We start from the raw sequence: 18,228 nt of genomic DNA, 5'->3' as shown, positions 1-18,228 counted from the left end.
TGCCGCTCACGTGACGGGAAAGTCGAAGTACGTGTCCGGGTAGGGCTCGTCTTCCAGGGTGTAGTGCCACCATTCACGCTCGTACGGGCGGAAGCCGCAGACCTCCATGAGGGAGCGGAGGCACCGCCGGTTCTCCGCCTCCGACGGCGTGATGTCCGGCGCTCCGTGATGGGAGACCGGATCCATCAGGTCGTGGCCCCCGCCCATGGCGGCGAGTTCACCGGTCGCCAGGTGGTAGAGCGTCAGATCGACGGTGCTGCCCCGGCTGTGGCCGGACCGCGCGGCGACATACCCCTTCTCGAACATCTCGGCCCTGTCGATGCGCGGATAGTGCCGCTGCTTCGTCCGGCCGTCCTCCGGCCGCCGCGACCAGCGCACAAAGCAGTCCACGGCGCGCTGGGGGCGGTATCCGTCCCACAGGAGCAGGCCGAAGCCGCGGGAGCGGGCCTTGTCGCGCGCTCTTTCCAGGGCCGCGCCCAGGGCCCTGGTACCGACGATCCGATTGGCCAGGTAGCCGTCCACGGGTTTGCCGGTGAAGTTGTCCCAGGTGGCGTACTTGGCGTCCCAGCGTATTCCGGGCACGCACTCGTCGAGGAAGGCGAAGTCGTCGTTCACAGCAGTTTCCCCGTCAGTGCCAGCGCCACCAGCTGGTCGACCACGTCGGTCAGGGTCAGTCCGGCGGCCGCCATCATCCTCGGATAGCGGCTGTAGGAGGTCAGGCCGGGGAAGGTGTTGACCTCGTTGAGGACCACGCTTCCGTCCTCCTTGAGGAACAGGTCGACCCGCGCCAGGCCGGTGCAGCCCAGGGCGCGGTAGACGGACTTCGCCGTCTCCTGGACGAGCGCGCGCGACCGCGCGGAGATGTCCGCGGGCACGATGGGCAGGGAGTTCTCGGAGCCGCTCTCCGGATCGTCCTCCTGGTGGATCTTGAAGAAGCCGTGCGACAGCGCGATCCGGTCCACCTCGCCCGTGATGACGTCCCGCTCGTTCCCGAGGAGGGCGCATCCGACTTCGCTGCCGACCACGGCCTCTTCTATCAGCACCTCCGTGTCGTACTGCCGCGCGATGTCCATCGCGGGCCGCAGTTCCTCCTTCCGCGACACCTTGCTGACGCCGAACGACGACCCCGAACGGACGGGCTTCACAAAGACGGGATACGTCAGCTGCTCGGGGTCGAAGTCGTCGTCCGGCCCGGCGGTCCAGAACGTCGGCGTCGCGACTCCCGCGCTCGCGGCGACGCGGTAGGTGAGGGTCTTGTCCATGCACAGCGCGGAACTCCGCACGTCGCAGCCCGCGTAGGGGATGCCGGAGAGTTCCAGCAGGCCCTGCACCGCGCCGTCTTCGCCGAGCTTGCCGTGCAGCACGGGCAGCACGACGTCCAGTTCGACCGTGCCGTAGTGCCCCCGCTCCAGGACGAGCAGTCCGCGGGTGCTCCGGTCCGGCGACAGCAGGGCCGTCCGGCCGCCGCTCTCCCAGTCAGGACCGGGGCCGTCACACAGCTTCCAGGCGCCGCTCCTCGTGATCCCGACGTAGAACGGCTCATACCTGTCGAGGTCGATGCTCCGTGCGACCTCTCGCGCCGATTTGACGGAGACGGGGTGTTCCTCGGAGCACCCGCCGAAAAGGATCCCGACCTTCACCTTATCCATGCTCATTGCGCTCATTCCGTTCATTCCCGCTTTCGAATTCCAGGCAGTTGGTGAGGGAGTTCTCGACCGTGTCCCTCAGGGCGTGGTCCGTGTAATAGGCGGTGTGCGGGCTGATGACCACGTTCGGCAGCTCTTGCAGCCGCGCCAGCGCCTTACTGGCGAGGGGTTTGTCCCGGCAGTCGGCGTAGAAGACGCCTTCCTCGCCCTCGATGACATCCAGGGCCGCACCGCCCAGGAATCCGCTGTCCAGCGCCGATACGAGAGCCTCGGTGTCGATGAGCGCGCCGCGCCCCGTATTGATGACGAAGGCGCCGTGCTTCATCCGCTCGATGCGGTGGCGATGCAGAAGGTGGTGCGTGTCCGCGTTGAGCGGCGTATGCAGCGTGACGATGTCGCTCTGTTCGAGCAGGGTGTCCAGGGGGACGTCAGCGGCGCCGCTCCCGGCGCGACCGTCGTGCGTCAGGGTCCGGCATCCGAAACCCCGCAGCCTTTCCACGACCGCCGCGCCGATGCGTCCCGTCCCCACGACACCGACGGTCAGATCGCGCAGTTCACGCCCCCGGACATCGCTCAACCGGTAGTCGTGGACATCGGCACGGCGGATGACGGATTTCGCGTGCCGCACCGACATCAGCATCAACATCACCGTGTAGTCGGCCACGCTGTCGGGCGAATAGGAGACGTTCTCCACGGAGATGCCGAGGCCCGCCGCGTACTCCACGTCGATGTGGTCGAAGCCGACGCTCCTGGTGGAGATATAGGCCACCCCGACCCGGCTCAGCGCACGCAGCGTGGACGGGGTGACATCGGTCTTGTGGCTGACGCTGATACACCGGTTCCCGGCCGCCAGTTCCGCGGTCGCTTCCGACACCGGCGCCTCGATGAGGGTGGGGCGCACACCCACGCGGGGCGCCAACGCCCGGAACAGCGCGGCCTCGTCCTTCTCGCACCCGTAGACCGCGACTCCCACGGCCCGTGCGGCCGTGGCACGTGCGGACGTCGCCGTGGCACCTGAGGACGTCAGCGAGGGGGCGCGGCGTGCCGCCGCTCGTCGTGCTGATTCGCTGGAGGTCATGCCAGCAGTCAAAACAGCCGGGCGTTACCAGAACGTATGTGGATTTCGATATGCCACCGATACCTTACCGGCCGGTATCTTATGGTCCGCGTATGGAAAACCGCATACGCGCCGACAACACGGCGCCGTCTTGACTTTCAGCGTGACCTTCAGCGAAGAAGCCCTTTCGTATCCCCACCCCGCTTCCCGTCCCTCTTCCTCTTCTGCTTCCTCTTCCGCTTCCTGTCCCGCTTCCCCTTCCGCTGCCCATTCCACCGGTCTCGCCTCCGCCGCTCGCCGATCCCCGCGCCGCGCGGGCACGGTCCCGCTCGGCCTCGGCGAGATCTCCGCGGTCGTCGGCGGGCGGGTCGCGGGGGACGCCGCCGTGACGGTGACCGCGCCCGCCGTGCTCGATGGTCGGCAGGCCGAGCCGGGCGGCCTCTTCGTCGCCCTGGCCGGGGAGCACGCCGACGGCCACGACTACGCCGACCAGGCCGGTCGTGCCGGGGCGGTGGCCGTGCTCGGCTCCCGGCCGACCCCGCTGCCCACCGTCGTCGTCGACGACGTCCGGACCGCGCTGCGCACGCTCGCCACGCATGTCGTCGCCCGGCTGCGGGGCGGACTGACCGTCGTCGGCCTGACCGGCTCCCAGGGCAAGACCAGTACGAAGGACCTGCTGGCGGCCGTGCTGGCGGACGCCGCGCCGACGACCGCCACCCTCGGCTCGCTCAACAACGAACTCGGCGTGCCGCTCACCATGCTCCGCGCCGGGCCGGACACCCGGTTCCTCGTCCTGGAGATGGGAGCCCGCCACATCGGCGACATCGCCGCGCTCACCGGCCTGGTCGCGCCCGACGTCGCCGTCGTCCTCAACGTCGGCCAGGCCCACATCGGCGCGTTCGGATCGCGCGCGGCCATCGCCCGGACCAAGGGGGAACTGGTGGAGGGCCTGGCGCCCGGCGGGGCCGCCGTCCTCAACGCCGACGACCCCCGGGTGACCGCGATGCGCGCCCTCACCGACGGCCCGGTGGTGACCTTCGGGCAGGCCGAGCACGCCGACGTCCGCGTGCGCGACCTGGCGCTCGACCGGTTCGGGCGGCCGTCGTTCACGCTGCGGACCGCCGACGCCTCGGCCCGCGTCGCGCTGCCGCTCGTGGGCGCCCACCAGGCGCTCAACGCCGCGGCCGCCGCGGCGGCGGGGCTGGCGGCAGGCGTCCCCCTGAAGGAGGCCGCGGCGGCGTTGGGCGCCGTCTCGCTGTCGAAGTGGCGCATGGAGCCCCGCGACCTCGCCTGCGGCGCGACGCTGCTCAACGACTCCTACAACGCCAACCCCGACTCGACCCGCGCCGCCCTCGACGCGCTGGCGGCGGTCCAGGGCGGGCGCCGCGTCGCCGTCCTCGGCGAGATGCTCGAACTGGGGGAGCTCAGCGAGGACGAGCACCGCGCGATCGGCGCGTACGCCGCCTCCCGGGCCGACGTGGTCGTCACGGTCGGTGTGGGCGGCCGTCCGATCGCCGTCGGCGCGGGCGCGCGGGCGGTGGCGCTGGCCGACCACGACGCGGCCGTCCACTGGCTGCGCGGCCACCTCGCCGCTGGCGACGTGGTGCTGGTCAAGGCCTCGCGCGGGGCGCGCCTCGACGCGGTCGCCGCAGCGCTCACCTGACCGTTCGGACGGTCGGGCCACCGCGTCGCGGAGCCGACGCTCGACGACGCCTCAGGACCCGGAACCCCGGGGGCCGTCGCCCCCAGGCAGGGGGCGCAGGAAACGGGACGACGTCCCCGCCTCGTCGACGTACCCGCGGCGCCGGTAGAACGCGTGCGCGCCACGCCGACGATCACTACTGGTGACCTCCATGCGGAGGCAGCCGCGCGCGGCGGCGAACGATTCGGCGACCGCAACGAGTCGCGCGCCGACGCCCCGCCCGCGCGCCCGCTCGGACACCACCAGGGCCACGATCCGCCCCCAGGCGCCGTCGCGTTCGAAGAACGGGCAGACGTGCACCGCGATGACCCCGAGCAGCTCGCCGCAGGCCTCGGCCACGAAGACCGCGCTGGCCGGATCCTCGGCCCAGGCGCCGATCCGGCTCGCCGTCGCCGCCTGGTCGGCCTGCGGATAGCCCAGCTGGTCCAGCAACGCGCTGACCGGATGGGCGTCGGCGCCGCGGGCCGGTCTGATCCTCACGCTCCCCGCCCCCGTCTCGTCCCCGTCTCGTCCCCGGCGGCGGTCGGACGCGCGCTCACGTTCGCTCTCGCTGCCCGAGGGACCCGCGCCGCCTCATGTAGAGAGCGAAGGCCCGATAGGTCATCGGCCGCAGCGGCAGGTCCCACTCGCCGACGTACCGCACCGCCTGACCGCCCGTCCCGGCCTTGAACCGGATCAGCCCGACGTGCGGGTCGTCCGCGTCGAGCGTGGGGGTGATGCCGCGCAGGTCGTACACGTCGCAGCCCGCCGCGAGCGAGTCGCGGATAATGGCCCACTGGCAGGCGTGGGAGCCGCGCACCTCGCGCTTGTCGGTGGAGGAGGCGCCGTAGGCGTACACCGCGTGGGCGCCGACGCGGACCAGGATGGCGGCGGCGACCAGGTCGCCCTGGTGGCGGGCCAGATAGAGCCTGACGCGCTCGGGGTCCTCGGCGCCCAGCGCCGCGAACATGGTCGCGAAGTAGTGCGGCGGCCGGGGTGTGAAGCGGTCGCGCCGGGCGGTGTGCACATACAGGTCGTGGAACGCCCGTACGTCCTCGTCGCTCCCGCCGACCGTGACCTCGACGCCCGCCGCGGCCGCCTTCTTGATGTTGCGGCGCCACTGCTGGTTCATGCCCTTGAGCAGGTCGCCCTCGGTCCTTCCGGCCAGCGGGATCTCGTACTTGAACTGCGGATGCCCGGTGCCGAAGCCGTCCCGCGGGTTCTGCGGCAGCCACCCGGCCTCTCGGAGGCGGCCGGTCACGCGGGCGCCCACCGGGTCGGCGACGTGCCCGGTCACGTCGGTGAGCCGCTTGCTGCCCGGGGCGGCGATGCCCTCCTTGACCTGGGCGGCGCTCCAGGTGTGCGTGCGCACCGGCGGGCCGAGGCGGATCGCGAACGCGCCGCGCCGCCTGAGGTGGGCGGCCAGCGGGTCGAGCCAGGGGTCGAGGTCGCCGGTCCAGTCGATGACCGGGCCCTCGGCGAGGTAGGCCAGCGTGAAGCGGTCGAGCCGCGGCACCGGCCGGTGCAGGACGAGCCCGGCCCCGACCAGGCGCGGTCCGTCGTACCAGCCGAGGGACTCGGCGCGCCACTCGGTCTTGACGCGGCCCCACGCCGGGGTCTGGAGGAAGCTGACGGACCGCTGCCGCCGTACGAACGCCAGGTGCTCGGCGGCGCTGATGGCCGTGACGGTCAGGCGGGCACCCGCGCCCCTGACCCCGTGGGCGGTTCCGCTCACCGGGCCGCCCTCCTCAGGCAGGCGTGTGCCGACACGGGACGGCGGCGTGCCGGGGGCCGCGGGGTCACCGCGCGGCGGATCGGTCGGCACCTCCCGGCACCGGGGCCGGTCGCGGGGCACGCGGACGCCAGGGGCGGGGCCGCTGTTCGGGGTGGTTCGCGGTAGGGCATGCGGCCAGTGAAGGCAGGGGGGTGTTGTCGGCGCGTATGCGGATTTCGATACGCCGACCATAGGTCCGGGCTCGTAGCCTTGCTGCCATGCGTGTGCTGACCGTCGAGGACGAACCCTGTCCGGCCGTGGCCGTCCACCGTGAGGGGTGAGGCCGTGGAGAGACAGCCCGGGCTGAGCGTCCGCGTCAAACTCACCCTCAGCTACGCCGGGTTCCTCATGGTCGCGGGCGTGCTGCTGCTCGGCGCCATCGGGGCGTTCCTCGTGCAGCAGGGGTGGCTGCAGACCAACGCCGAGGGGGCGTGGCGGCGCACTCCGGGCACCGACTTCGTGCGCGGCTTCGCCCCGACAGCGGCCGTGGTGCTGGCGTTCCTCCTGGTGTTCGGCCTCCTCGGGGGATGGGTCCTCGCCGGTCGCATGCTCGCTCCCCTGACGCGCATCACCGACGCCACGCGCATGGCGACCGACGGATCGCTCTCCCACCGGATCCGGCTGCCGGGCCGCAGGGACGAGTTCCGCGAACTCGCCGACGCCTTCGACGCGATGCTCGCCCGGCTCGAAGCCCACGTCGCCGAGCAGCGGAGATTCGCGGCCAACGCCTCCCACGAGCTGCGCACCCCGCTCGCGATCTCCCAGTCGCTCCTCGACGTGGCCCACAACGACCCGACCCGGGAGCCCGGCAAGCTCGTCGACCGGCTGCGCGCCGTCAACACCCGCGCGATCGACCTCACCGAGGCGCTGCTCGTGCTCAGCCGCGCCGACCAGCGGTCCTTCACCCGGGACCACGTCGACCTGTCCCTCCTCGCGGAAGAGGCCACCGAAACGCTGCTGCCGTTCGCCGAGAAGAGGGGCGTCACCATCGAGACCACCGGTGACATCGCCCCGGTCTTCGGATCGCAGGCGCTCCTGCTGCAGCTGACCACGAACCTCGTGCAGAACGCGATCGTCCACAACCTGCCCGAAGGGGGGACGGTGTGGGTGAGCACCAGCGTCCACCCGCACGGTGCGGTGCTCACGGTCGAGAACACCGGCCCGCACATCCCCCCGCAGCTGGCCGCGACCCTCACCGAACCGTTCCAGCGCGGCACCACGCGCATCCACGCCGACCACGCGGGCGTCGGCCTCGGCCTGGCCATCGTCAACACCATCACCCACGCCCACGACGGAACCCTCACCCTCACCCCACGCCTCACGGGCGGCCTCCGCGCCACCGTGGAACTGCCCCCGGTACCGCCCCCACGGTGAAGGGACGGGCGGGCCGCTCCTCGAACACCACCGGATAGATTGACCCGATGGTGGAGGGGACGAACGAGACAGCCGGTGCGCGACCGACAGACCACGGCGACCTAAGGGACCTACAGGACCTACAGGACCTAGGGGGCCTACGGGACTCAGGGGGCTCGACGAGACCAGCGTCCCCGGCGTGCCGGGAGGGGCCGCCACGCGGCGCCGCGCGGGAAGCGGCAGAAGGGCGGGCTCGCCCGCTCCTCCCTCCTCATGGCCGCCGGAACCGTCGTGTCCCGCGCGACCGGCCTCATCCGCCAGGTGCTCCAGGCGGCGGCCCTCGGCACCGGCCTGCTCGCCAGCACGTACAACACGGCGAACACCGTGCCCACCGGCCTGTACACGCTGCTCATCGGCGGCGCCCTGAACGCCGTGCTCGTGCCGCAGCTCGTCCGTGCCCGGACCACGCAGGCCGACGGCGGCCGGGCCTACGAACAGCGCCTGGTCACCCTCGTGCTGTGCGTCCTCGCCGTCGGCACGGCGCTCGCGGTGTGGGCGGCCCCGGGGATCGTCGGCCTGTACATGCGGGACACCCCCGAGCAGCACGAGGCCTTCGAACTGACGGTGGTCTTCGCCCGGTTCCTGCTGCCGCAGATCTTCTTCTACGGCATGTTCGGCATGCTCGGCCAGGTGCTCAACGCCCGGGAGAGGTTCGGCGCGATGATGTGGACGCCCGTCCTCAACAACGTCGTCCTCATCGGCATGTTCGCCGCCTACCTCGGCCTGATGACCGCGCCCGAGCACGTCGGCGATATCACGGCGGCCCAGGTGCGGCTCCTGGGCATCGGCACCACCAGCGGCATCGCGCTCCAGGCCCTCGCCCTGGTCCCGTACGTGCGCGCGGCGGGCTTCCGCTTCCGGCCCCGCTTCGACTGGCGCGGCGCGGGCCTGCGCAAGAGCGCCCGGGCGGCCCGCTGGACGCTGCTGTTCGTGCTCGCCAACCAGGCCGCGCTGACCGTCGTCACCCAGTACGCCAACGCCGCCGACCAGCAGCTGCCCACCGCGGGCGCCGGGTACACGGCGTACTCGTACGCGCAGACCATCTGGCTGCTCCCGCAGTCCATCGTCACCGTCTCCCTCGTCACGGCGCTGCTGCCCCGGCTGAGCACCGCCGCCGCCCAGGGCCGCACCGACGACCTGCGCGGCGAGCTGTCCCGTGCGCTGCGGCTCACCGGAGTGGTGATCGTGCCCGCCGGGTTCTTCTTCCTCGCGCTCGGGCCGCAGACCGCGGCCCTCCTGTTCGGGCACGGCACCGCCGACGCCGCCGCCACGCAGCCGCTCGGCCAGATGCTCCAGGCGTTCGGCCTCGGCCTCATCCCGTTCTCCGCGCAGTACCTGCTGCTCCGCGGCTTCTACGCCTTCGAGGACACCCGCACCCCGTTCTGGATGGCGGCGTGGATCGCCGCCGTGAACATCGCCCTGGCCACCGCCTGCCACCAACTGCTCCCGGCCCGCTGGGCGGTCGTCGGCATGGCGGGCGCCTACACGCTGTCGTACGCCGTGGGGCTGCTGCTCACCGCGCGGCTGCTGCGGCGCCGCCTCGGCGGGCGCCTGGACGGCAGGCGGCTCGCCCGCACCTACGGCAAGCTGGCGCTCGCCGCCGCGCCCGCCGGGGCGCTCGCCTGGGCGGTGGCGCGGGCCTGCGCGGACGCCTCGGCCCCCGGCGGCGCCGACACCGCGCACACCGCCCTCGCGCTCACGGCGGGCGCCGCCGCCATGGCCGTGGGCTATCTGCTGCTGGCCAGGCTGCTGCGGGTCGGCGAGCTGCGGCCGCGGGCCCGCTGAGCCGCCGTCTCGCCCCGCCGGTCAGGCGAAACCCCGCGCGCTGCGTCCTGCCAGGTGTGACCCGTGAAGATCCCGAGACCAGGACGACCAGGAAGCGGCCGCACGCCGAACGAGACCCGACAGGCCAGCGCCGGAACGAGCACCGCGCGAGAGAACGACGAGCACCCCGTGAAAGAGAACAGACCGAACAGCGAGCACCACCCCAAGGGACCCGGCGCCCCCGACCGGACCGGCGACCGGCGGACCGCCCCCGGCAACGACGGCAAGGACAGCAAGAGCGGCAAGGACAGCAAGAGCGGCAAGGACAGCAAGAGCGGCAAGGACAGCAAGGGCGGCAAGAGCGGCAAGGACGGCGACGACACCACCGCGCGGCTGCCCGCCAGGGAGACCTGGCGGATCCTCTACGGCCACTTCCGGCCGCACCGCGGCGCGGTGCTGCTCGGCGGCCTGTGCACCCTCATCGGCGCGGCCACCGGCCTCGCGCAGCCCGTGGCGATCAAGTCCCTGCTCGACCGCCTCTCCGCCGACGAGTCGATCGCCTCGATCCTCCTCTTGCTGACCGCGCTCCTGGTGATCGGCACACTCGTGGAGTCCCTCGGCAGCTACATCCTGGAGCGCACCGCCCAGTCCGTCGTCCTGGAGTCGCGCCGCGCCCTCATCCGGCGGCTGTTGCGCCTGAAGGTCACCGAGATCGACCGCGTCCAGCCCGGCGACCTGATGTCCCGCGTCACTTCCGACACCACGCTGCTCCAGGCCGTCACCACGCAGTCCGTGGTGTCCGCGTTCTCCGGCGGCCTCACTGTCGTCGCGACGATCGTGATGATGGCGTTCATGGACCCGGTGCTGCTCGCCGTCACCCTCGGCGTGATCGTCCTCATCGGCGGCGCCACGGGCCTGGTCATGCCGAAGATCTCCCGGGCCACGCAGCGCTCCCAGGAAGCGGTCGGGACGATCTCCACCGCCCTTGAGCGGGCCTTCGGCGCCTTCCGCACCCTCAAGGCGTCCGGCGCCGAGCAGCGCGAGACAGCGACGGTGGAGGAGGCCGCGCGGGAGGCCTGGCGGCACGGCGTGAAGTCCGCCAAGTGGCAGGCGGTGGCGTGGAGTTCGATGGGCTTCGCCATCCAGGTGTCGTTCCTGGCCGTCCTCGGCGTCGGCGGCGCCCGCGTCGCGTCCGAAGCGGTGTCCGTGGCGACGCTGGTGGCCTTCCTGATGCTGCTGTTCTATCTGATCGACCCCGTCAGCCGCCTCGTCGACGCCGTCACCCAGTACCAGGTGGGCGCCGCCGCCGTCGCGCGGATCGCGCAGGCGGAGCGCATGGAGACCGAGGACCTGGAGGCGCCGCCGCGGCACGCCACCGGCCCCGCGGACCGCGCGCCCGCCGCCGTCGCCTTCGAGGACGTCACCTTCCGCTACCGGCCCGACCTGCCGTACGTCCACCACGGCGTGACCTTCACCGTGCCCGGACCCGGCATGACCGCGTTCGTCGGCCCGTCCGGCGCGGGCAAGACCACGGTGTTCGGGCTCGTGGAGCGGTTCTACGAGGCGAGCGGCGGCCGGGTCCTGATCGACGGAACGGATGTGCGCGACTGGCCGCTGGCCGACCTGCGGGCCGCCATCGGGTACGTCGAGCAGGACGCGCCGGTGCTCGCGGGCACCCTGCGGGAGAACCTGCTGTTCGGGGCGCCCGACGCCACCGACGACGACGTGCGCGACGTCCTCGCCCGGGCCCGCCTCGACGCCCTCGTCGAGCGGCTGCCCGACGGCCTGGACAGCGTCGTCGGGCACCGCGGCTCCAAGCTGTCCGGCGGCGAGCGCCAGCGCGTGGCCATCGCCCGCGCCCTGCTGCGCAAGCCCCGCCTGCTGCTCCTGGACGAGGCCACCTCGCAGCTCGACGCCGTCAACGAACTCGCCCTGCGCGACGTCGTCACCGAGGTGTCCCGCGAGGTGACCGTCCTGGTCGTCGCGCACCGCCTGTCGACGGTGACGCTGGCCGACCGGATCGTCGTCATGGACGCGGGCCGGGTCCGCGCCGTCGGCACGCACGACGAACTCGTGGCGGCGGATCCGCTGTACGCGGAGCTGGCGGCGACCCAGTTCCTCGCGACTGCGTCCTGAGCGCCGCCGGGGCGGTCAGCGCCGCCCGGTGACGACCTCTATCTCCCGCTGGATGATCTCCTGGAACGGCACCTCGTCGTGGTTGGCGAGGACGACGCCGACCCAGCCGCTGTAGGGGTAGATGTTCCAGCTGGCGACGCTGCCGGGGTTGGCGCCCGCGCGCCCGTGCACCCACTGGCCGTTGATGAGGCTGACCGGCATCGAGTACGCCGCGAACGACGCGTCCGCGGGCGCGGCCTTGGCGGCCAGGCCGCCCCCCTGCGGCGGGAGGGGGAGCCTGGGGGCGGTGAGCAGCTCGGCGTAGGGCCGGTCGAGGACCGTGCCGTCGGCCAGCGCGTGCGCGAACCGCACCAGGTCCGGCGCGGTGGCGAAGCCGCCGTCCCCGGGAGCGTCGATGAAGCCGCGGGCCGGGTTCTTGCCCAAGTGGTACGGGTCCGGGCTGCCCTTGTCCAGGTTGCGGACGGCGTCCACCCGGCTGCCGTCGGCCTGCCGCATGTAGGAGTGCGCGATGTGCCGGTCGGTGAGCCACTGCGGCCTGGTGAAGAACGCCGTGCCGGTCATGCCGCAGCGCCGGAAGACGTGCTCCTCCACGTAGTCCCAGTACGTCGTGCCGGTCACGGCCTCCACGATCATCGCGGGGATGGCGACCTCGGCACCGGAGTGGTTGGTGGGGGTGCCGGGGGCGGACTCCAGCTTCGACTGCCGGGCCCACTGCGCGTTGTACTCGCGCACCTCGTCCCGGCTGTGGAAGATCCGGCGCAGGTCGGGGTCGGGGGTGCTCAGGCCGGACGTGCCGGACAGCAGGTGGTGCAGGGTCACGTTCTCGGCGATGTCCTTGGCGAAGCCCTTCAGGTGGGTGCCCACCGTGTCCCACAGGTTGAGCCTGCCCTCCTGCGCCAGCCGCAGAATGGCCACCGCCCCGAACGGCTTGCCCGCCGAGGAGAGGTTGAACGCGGTGCCCTTGTCGTTGCGGACGCCCTCCTCCTTGTCGGCCATGCCGTAGCTGCGCGACAGGACCGTGCGGCCCCGGTACGACAGCAGCACCACGCCGGAGAACCTGTCCTCGGCGGCCAGCTTCGCCACGTACCGGTCGTAGGCCCCGCCGGGCCGGGCGTCCGGCGGGATCTCGCGGGCGGTGTCCGCTGCGGCGTGGCCGGGCCGGGCGCCCACCAGTTGCGCGCCGCCCGCCGCCACGCCCGCGGCCGCGAGCCCGCCCCACCCGATGAGCCGCCGCCGGTCGATGCCGCGTACGGAATCCGAGCCCATGGTCACATCCCTCTCCTGGTCGGCGAACCGACCGCCGACGCGCGGTGGTTCATGCCTCCACCAAAGCGGGGGCGCCGTCGCGGTGACGTATGCGCTTTTCGATACGCCCGCGATACACGTCATGTGCGGGGGGCGAGGGACCGCCGTCGTCTAGTCGCCGCCGTCGAGGGTCTGACCGGAGCCGGTGCGCTGGCCCTTGCCCTGGCGGCGCACGACCGTGCCCAGGGCGAGCGTCACGGCCGACACCGCCCGTACCCAGCGCGGCCCGCCCCGCTGGGCCCACACCACGCAGACACAGCCGAACACGGCGAGCAGCAGCACGGCCACCAGCGCCAGAACGATCACGGTTCTCGTCCCCCTTCGTACGGTCCTGACGATCCTCTCAGACCGTCAGCCCTGGTCAGACGGGCCCCCGGGTGAACGGCACCGACCCCTCATCGGGGCTCCACGCGGTCGCCAGCGGCAGCAGGTCCCTGATGGGGATGCTGCCAAGACCCTGGGGCGTCGGCAGGATGACCCGGATCCGCGGGTGGTAGTCGAACAGCACCTGCCGGTCCCTGCCGCACGGCCCGATGACGCCTCGCCCCATGTTCCCCACGGCGACGATGGCGGTCAGCTCGCGGGCCCCGTTGGCGCGGGCGCTGCCCAGCGCGACCAGCTCCGCGCACGGGCCGCCGGTGAAGTGGTAGACGTTGATGCCGCCGTGCAGGCTCCCGTCGGCCGCGCGGACGGCGGCGCCCACGGTGTGGACGCCGTCCTCCCCGTCGGTGTTCGCGTCGACGATGCCCCGGGCGTACGCGATGAGTTCGTGGTCGGCGGCCGTGAGGTCCTGTACGGGGATGCGCATGGCCGCAGGCTACGGAGGCGGAGGGCGGGTCGCGAGCGGATTCCGGCGGGCGCCCCGGCGCCGCGGGCCCCGCCGGGGCCGGGCGGCGTCCGAGGGCGCGGCGGCTTCGGCGCCCTCCGGGTACCGGAAGGTGTTCTCGCCCGGTGACAGCGCGGCGAGGACCGCCAGGGCCGCCGCGAAGAGCAGGAAGACCGTGGCGCTGGGCAGCCGGTCGAGGAGGACTCCGGCCAGGGCCGCGCCCAGCGGCGGCGTGGCCATGAACAGCAGGCCGATCGTGCTGTTCATGCGGCCCTGGAGTTCCTTCGGAGTGTGGCGCAGGCGCGCCAGCGTCATCACCGAGCCGGACACGGCGACGGCCAGCGCGCACCCGGCGAGCAGCACCGCGAGCGCCGTCGCCCCGCCGGTCAGGGCCATCGCGCCGACGAGCGCCGCGCACACGGCGCCCGTGGCGAGCAGGATCGTGGACGGCCGCAGGTGCCTGCCCGCGAGGGGCGCGAGCAGCACGCCGGTCATCGCCCCGGCGGCCGACGTCGCCGTGACCATCCCGACCGAAAGCGACGACACGCCCCGGCCCGCGGCGCTCACCACGATCGCCAGATAGACGCCGTCGAAGACGAAGTTCTGCGCCGACGCCACCAGCGTGAGGCGGCGCAGCAGCCGCTGCCGCCACAGGAACCGCAGCCCGGCGGTGAACGAACGCCACCAGCCCTCGCGCGCCCCACCGGGGTCACCCGGGCGCACCCTGAGGGCGAGCAGGCAGCACACCGACACCCCGTACGAACCGCTGTCGAGCCAGAACGGCCAGCTCGCCCCGGCGCTGAACAGCGCGCCCCCGACCACCGGTCCCAGCAGGTAGGCGGCCTGCCCGCGCACCTGGTTCACGGCGAGCGCCGTGGCGAGCCTGGACTCGGGCACCACCTCCCGCACCAGCGGCAGCACGGCCGCGTTGAACGGCGCCGTGAGGAAGCCGAGGACCGCCCCGGCGAACAGCAGCACCGGCAGCGAGGTGTGCCCGGCGAGGACCGCCGCCGCGAGGGCCGCGCTGGCCACCGCCCGGCCCGCCTCGCACACCAGCAGGACCGTGCGGCGGTCGAACCGGTCGGCGACCGGGCCCGCGGGCACGCACGCGAGCGCGAGGGAGCCCGTCCAGACCGCCTCCACCAGGCCGACGTGCAGCGGTGAGCCCGTCGCCCGCAGCACGAGCAGCGGCAGCGCGATGGCCGACGCGCCCGAGCCGAGCAGGGACAACCCCTGCCCGGCGCACAGGAGTTGGAAGTCCCGGTTGCGGCGGAGACTGTCGGGCGAAAGGGCTCCGCTCTTCACCGCAGCGCCCCCGGGCAGGCCCCTGACGACGCCCTCACGGAGGCCCCCGACGGCGCTCCCGCGGCCGTCGGCTCCGCCCCCGCCGGTGCTGTCACCGGCCCCTCGGGTGCGGTGAGGAACGGCAGTGGTGCCGCGCGCCCGCGGTCGCCCGTCAGCGCGGTGTGCATCGCGAGCAGCACCCCGGCGGTGCCGGTGGCCAGGTCCATCGACAGGCGGAGCAGCCCGTCGAGGGCGAACGCCCGGCGGCCCCGGAAGCGCACGCAGTGGAGGCCCAGGCTCCGCAGGTGGGGCGCCAGTGCGGAGCCCGGGCCGGTCAGATGGGCGGTGGCGTGGAGCAGCCCCGCCTGCCCGTCCAGGAGGCCGGGGGACAGCAGGAGTTCCGTGCCCAGGCCGTCGCGGACGCGGTCGCGTACGAGCCGGAAGTGGGGGTCGTCGGCGCGCTGGAGGTAGGCGTCGAGGGCGAGCGCGATCCCGGCGCCGCCACGGTCCAGGGCGGTCAGCCACCGCTGCCCGTCCCTGACCTGGACGCGGCCCGGTCGGGGCGCCCCGCAGCGGCCGAGGTCCCGGGCGAGCGCGGTCGCCGCGAGCCTGAGCCACCGGTGGTCGTCCGACGCGGCGTGCAGCCGGGTGAACAGCAGCGCCGGACCCGACCAGCCGTCCATCAGGCCCACCGCGTCCGCCGGGCCCGGCAGGTTCTGGCCGCCGGTCAGCACCCGCGCCAGGCGCTCGCCCGCCTCCTCGGCGGCGGCCGCGTCACCGAAGTGCAGCCGCGTCAGGCCGATGCCCGCGAGCCCGCCGAACAGGCCCCCGCCGCAGCCGTCGAGCGGGATGCCGTCGAGGCGGGCGAGCGCCTCCCGGGCGTGCGTGGGCCGCCCCAGCTCGGCCAGCACGTACGCGACGCCCGCGAGGCCGTCGTACAGGCCGGGCCGCGGCCAGCGGACGCGCCGGGCGGCGCGCACCAGCCAGTCGACGTGCTCCTCGAACGCCGGGTACGCGGCCCGGCCGGTGATGTGCAGCGCGTGCAGGACGCCCGCCGCGCCGAACGCGAGGGACGCGCCCTGGTGGTCGAACTGCCGTACGTCGCCGGGGAACAGCCGGTCCTCGCGCTCCGGGGTCGCGCTGAGCAGGATCGCCTCGGCCATGGAGTCCAGGGCCGCGCGCCCGTCGGCGCCGGGCACCTCGGGCCACGCGGAGTCGTCCGGGGGCGTGTCGTCGCCGGGGTGGCGCCAGTCCGGCGGGGGCGCGAGCCGCTCCCGCAAGTGCGCGGCGAACTGCGGCGGCAGCGGGAAGCGGCGCTCCGCCCAGGCCGTGAGCTGCGCGTACTTGGTCCGGTCGAAGCGCAGCAGCGGTGTCAGCGGACAGAACAGGGCGAGGCCCACGGCCGCCAGCGCGTAGCGGTCCACGGCGCGCCCCGAGCGGGCCCACCCGGCGGTGAACCCGGCCGTGCCGAGCGAGGGCGCCCGGTCGTCGCCGTCCTCGACGGCGGTCTCGAAGTCGACCAGGCACACGCTGCCGTCCGGGCGCACGATGACGTTGCCCGGCTGGAGGTCGCCGAAGACGACGCCCCGCGCGTGCAGCGCGCCCACCGCCTGCCCGATCCGGCCGAGGACGTCGCGGGCCCAGCGGGTGTACGCCGCGAGGTCGGCCTCGTCCGCGCCCTCGCGGAACAGCGGGTGGCGTCGGCCGATCGCCTCGTGCAGCGTGTCGCCCTCGACGAACTCCTCGACGAGGAAGTGGTGTTCCCAGTGCCGGGTGCGCGCGTACAGGCGCGGGACGCAGGGGAGCCCGGCGAGCCGCTCCAGCATCGCCTCCTCGTGGGCGAGGCGGGCCACGGCGTCCGCGCCCCGGTCGTCGAGGCCCGCGTGCGGCCGCGCCTCGCGCAGCACCACGCGGCGCCCGGTGCCCTTCTCCACCGCGCGGTAGACCCCGCCGCCGTTGGAGAAGTGCAGCGCCTTCTCCACCCGGTACGGGAAGCCCCCGGACGCGGCGCGGAACGCGTTGATCCGCCCGGCGAGGAACGCGGGCGGCTCCACCCACGGCGGCACCCGGAAGGACGTGCCCCGCACGTCGGGCACCAGGGTGCCGTCCGGGCCCTCCATGGCGGGAACGTACCCGCCGTCCGGCGCGAAGCAGTAGGCGAGGGCGAAGCCGCCGTAGCGCACGTACAGCGGACCGTCGTCCCAGCGCAGGTCGCTGAGCACGTACGGGCCCTGGACGCCGCGCAGCAGCGGCGCGAGGCCGGTCAGGGTCTCCTCCAGCTCCCGCTCGTCGGCGGGGTAGACGGTGACCAGTTTGCCCCGGCGGGGCGCGGCGCCTGCTTGCTGTTGACGTGGTGCAGCAGGACAGGGCCGCGCAGGAACTTGAAGCAGACGCCGCGCCGCGTGCAGTACTCCCAGACGGTCTCCACGACGTCCTCCGCCCGGTCGGCGGTGGCCGAGGCGTGGATCTTCCAGCCCTGGCGGGGCAGTGCGGCGTCGGCGCGGTGGATGTTGACCCAGCCGCCGCGCTCGGTGCGCAGCCAGCCCGCGGGCGGCGGGCTCGAGGCGCGTGCGAAGCGCTGTCCGGCGTCGTCGACGCGGTCGAGGGCGTCCACGAAACAGGGGTCCGCGACGAGGTGGCCCTGAGCGAGCATGGTGAGTGTTCCTCCCGGAGGTCCCGGTCCCGGTGGGGGCGATCGCCCACCGGCCGCGGAGAGGCCGCGACCGGCGGGCGTCGGGGTGGTGGACGGAGCGTCACGCGACGCCGCGCGCGCTCTCATAGCTGTTGGCGCAGGGCCACAGGGAGGTCGTCTCCTCCTCCAGCTCCTGCAGTTCGAGGATCTCCGCCATGTGCGTCACCTCCTCTCTCCGTTCTCCGGTCGGTCGTGCGGCGCCGAACCCGGACCGTTCGGTGCGTCAGGACACGCCGAGGCTGCTGTGGTTGCTGTTGGCGCAGGGCCACACGGAGGTCGTCTCCTCCTCCAGCTCCTGCAGTTCCAGGATTTCCGCCATGGGTGTCACCCCCTTCCTCTCTTCCTTCGCCTTGCGGTCAGCCATGAGGTGGCTGCGGCGCTGAACCCGGACCGTTCGGCGCGTCAGGACACCGCGTGGCTGCTGTGGATGCTGTTGGCGCAGGGCCACAGGGAGGTCGTCTCCTCCTCCAGCTCCTGCAGTTCGAGGATCTCCGCCATGTGTGTCACCCCCTTTCTCCGCTGTCCGGTCGACAGTGAGGCGCCGACCCAGACCGTTCGGCGCGTCAGGCGACTCCGTCGGTGCTGTGGTGGCTGTTGACGCACGGCCACAGCGCGGGCGTCTCCTCCTCCAGCTCCTGGAGGTCGAGGAT

At 73.3% G+C, this 18,228-nt stretch carries 14 protein-coding genes and 1 pseudogene; 4 read left to right on the top strand and 11 right to left on the bottom strand.

The window, feature by feature from the left end; genetic code table 11:
• Positions 1-6 precede the first annotated feature (6 nt).
• Genes vanX through ACOBQU_RS03055 form a run of 3 tightly spaced genes read right to left on the bottom strand, consistent with a single transcriptional unit; the run spans position 7 to position 2,673 of the window.
• Complete coding sequence (gene vanX, locus ACOBQU_RS03065; protein ID WP_423624344.1) at positions 7-615, bottom strand: D-Ala-D-Ala dipeptidase VanX; 609 nt, start codon at positions 613-615, stop codon at positions 7-9.
• Positions 612-1,649: a D-alanine--(R)-lactate ligase gene (gene vanA, locus ACOBQU_RS03060; RefSeq protein WP_423624343.1), complete on the bottom strand. Its 1,038-nt coding sequence runs from the start codon at positions 1,647-1,649 to the stop codon at positions 612-614. Before vanA ends, vanX begins: the two co-directional genes overlap by 4 nt.
• Positions 1,642-2,673, bottom strand: a complete 1,032-nt coding sequence (locus ACOBQU_RS03055) for a D-isomer specific 2-hydroxyacid dehydrogenase family protein (protein ID WP_423634223.1) — start codon at positions 2,671-2,673, stop codon at positions 1,642-1,644. Before ACOBQU_RS03055 ends, vanA begins: the two co-directional genes overlap by 8 nt.
• 373 nt (positions 2,674-3,046) lie before the next feature.
• Here ACOBQU_RS03055 and ACOBQU_RS03050 point away from each other — a divergent pair, with 373 nt between their 5' ends.
• Positions 3,047-4,366 (top strand): UDP-N-acetylmuramoyl-tripeptide--D-alanyl-D-alanine ligase, encoded by a 1,320-nt coding sequence (locus ACOBQU_RS03050; RefSeq protein WP_423634221.1) that lies wholly within the window; start codon positions 3,047-3,049, stop codon positions 4,364-4,366.
• Positions 4,367-4,417: 51 nt separating this feature from the next.
• Here the strand turns inward: ACOBQU_RS03050 and ACOBQU_RS03045 are convergent, their stop codons facing one another.
• Positions 4,418-4,885, bottom strand: coding sequence for a GNAT family N-acetyltransferase (locus ACOBQU_RS03045; RefSeq protein ID WP_423624342.1), 468 nt, complete (start codon positions 4,883-4,885; stop codon positions 4,418-4,420).
• A 55-nt stretch (positions 4,886-4,940) separates the two neighbouring features.
• Positions 4,941-6,119: a lipid II:glycine glycyltransferase FemX gene (locus ACOBQU_RS03040; RefSeq protein WP_423624341.1), complete on the bottom strand. Its 1,179-nt coding sequence runs from the start codon at positions 6,117-6,119 to the stop codon at positions 4,941-4,943.
• Positions 6,120-6,443: 324 nt separating this feature from the next.
• On the opposite strand from ACOBQU_RS03040, the gene ACOBQU_RS03035 reads away from it, so the two are divergent.
• From ACOBQU_RS03035 to ACOBQU_RS03025, 3 genes and pseudogenes are all read left to right on the top strand, one after another.
• On the top strand, positions 6,444-7,532 hold the full coding sequence (locus ACOBQU_RS03035; protein WP_423624340.1) for a sensor histidine kinase: 1,089 nt from the start codon (positions 6,444-6,446) through the stop codon (positions 7,530-7,532).
• Between the two features lie 183 nt (positions 7,533-7,715).
• Positions 7,716-9,356: pseudogene (gene murJ, locus ACOBQU_RS03030) on the top strand (murein biosynthesis integral membrane protein MurJ); the annotation flags it as partial.
• A gap of 372 nt (positions 9,357-9,728) precedes the next feature.
• Complete coding sequence (locus tag ACOBQU_RS03025) at positions 9,729-11,471, top strand: ABC transporter ATP-binding protein (protein WP_423634219.1); 1,743 nt, start codon at positions 9,729-9,731, stop codon at positions 11,469-11,471.
• Between the two features lie 15 nt (positions 11,472-11,486).
• On the opposite strand, the gene ACOBQU_RS03020 is transcribed toward ACOBQU_RS03025, so the two are convergent.
• From ACOBQU_RS03020 to ACOBQU_RS02995, 6 genes are all read right to left on the bottom strand, one after another.
• Entirely contained in the window at positions 11,487-12,737 is a 1,251-nt protein-coding gene (locus ACOBQU_RS03020; protein ID WP_423624339.1) for a serine hydrolase domain-containing protein, read from the bottom strand.
• 150 nt (positions 12,738-12,887) lie between these two features.
• Positions 12,888-13,082, bottom strand: coding sequence for a hypothetical protein (locus ACOBQU_RS03015; protein ID WP_423624338.1), 195 nt, complete (start codon positions 13,080-13,082; stop codon positions 12,888-12,890).
• 55 nt (positions 13,083-13,137) lie between these two features.
• Positions 13,138-13,584, bottom strand: a complete 447-nt coding sequence (locus ACOBQU_RS03010; protein ID WP_423624337.1) for a cytidine deaminase family protein — start codon at positions 13,582-13,584, stop codon at positions 13,138-13,140.
• Positions 13,585-13,593: 9 nt separating this feature from the next.
• Entirely contained in the window at positions 13,594-14,907 is a 1,314-nt protein-coding gene (locus ACOBQU_RS03005) for an MFS transporter (RefSeq protein WP_423624336.1), read from the bottom strand.
• Positions 14,904-17,153, bottom strand: coding sequence for a class III lanthionine synthetase LanKC (gene lanKC, locus ACOBQU_RS03000; RefSeq protein WP_423634217.1), 2,250 nt, complete (start codon positions 17,151-17,153; stop codon positions 14,904-14,906). Before lanKC ends, ACOBQU_RS03005 begins: the two co-directional genes overlap by 4 nt.
• Complete coding sequence (locus ACOBQU_RS02995) at positions 17,150-17,539, bottom strand: hypothetical protein (protein WP_423624335.1); 390 nt, start codon at positions 17,537-17,539, stop codon at positions 17,150-17,152. The genes lanKC and ACOBQU_RS02995 overlap by 4 nt, the downstream gene beginning before the upstream one ends.
• Positions 17,540-18,228: the final 689 nt, after the last annotated feature.

This window comes from Streptomyces sp. G45 (genome assembly GCF_049542095.1).
GTDB lineage: Bacteria > Actinomycetota > Actinomycetes > Streptomycetales > Streptomycetaceae > Streptomyces.
The sequence above is the reverse complement of the archived record's forward strand: the minus strand, read 5'-3'. Positions and strand labels throughout refer to the sequence as shown.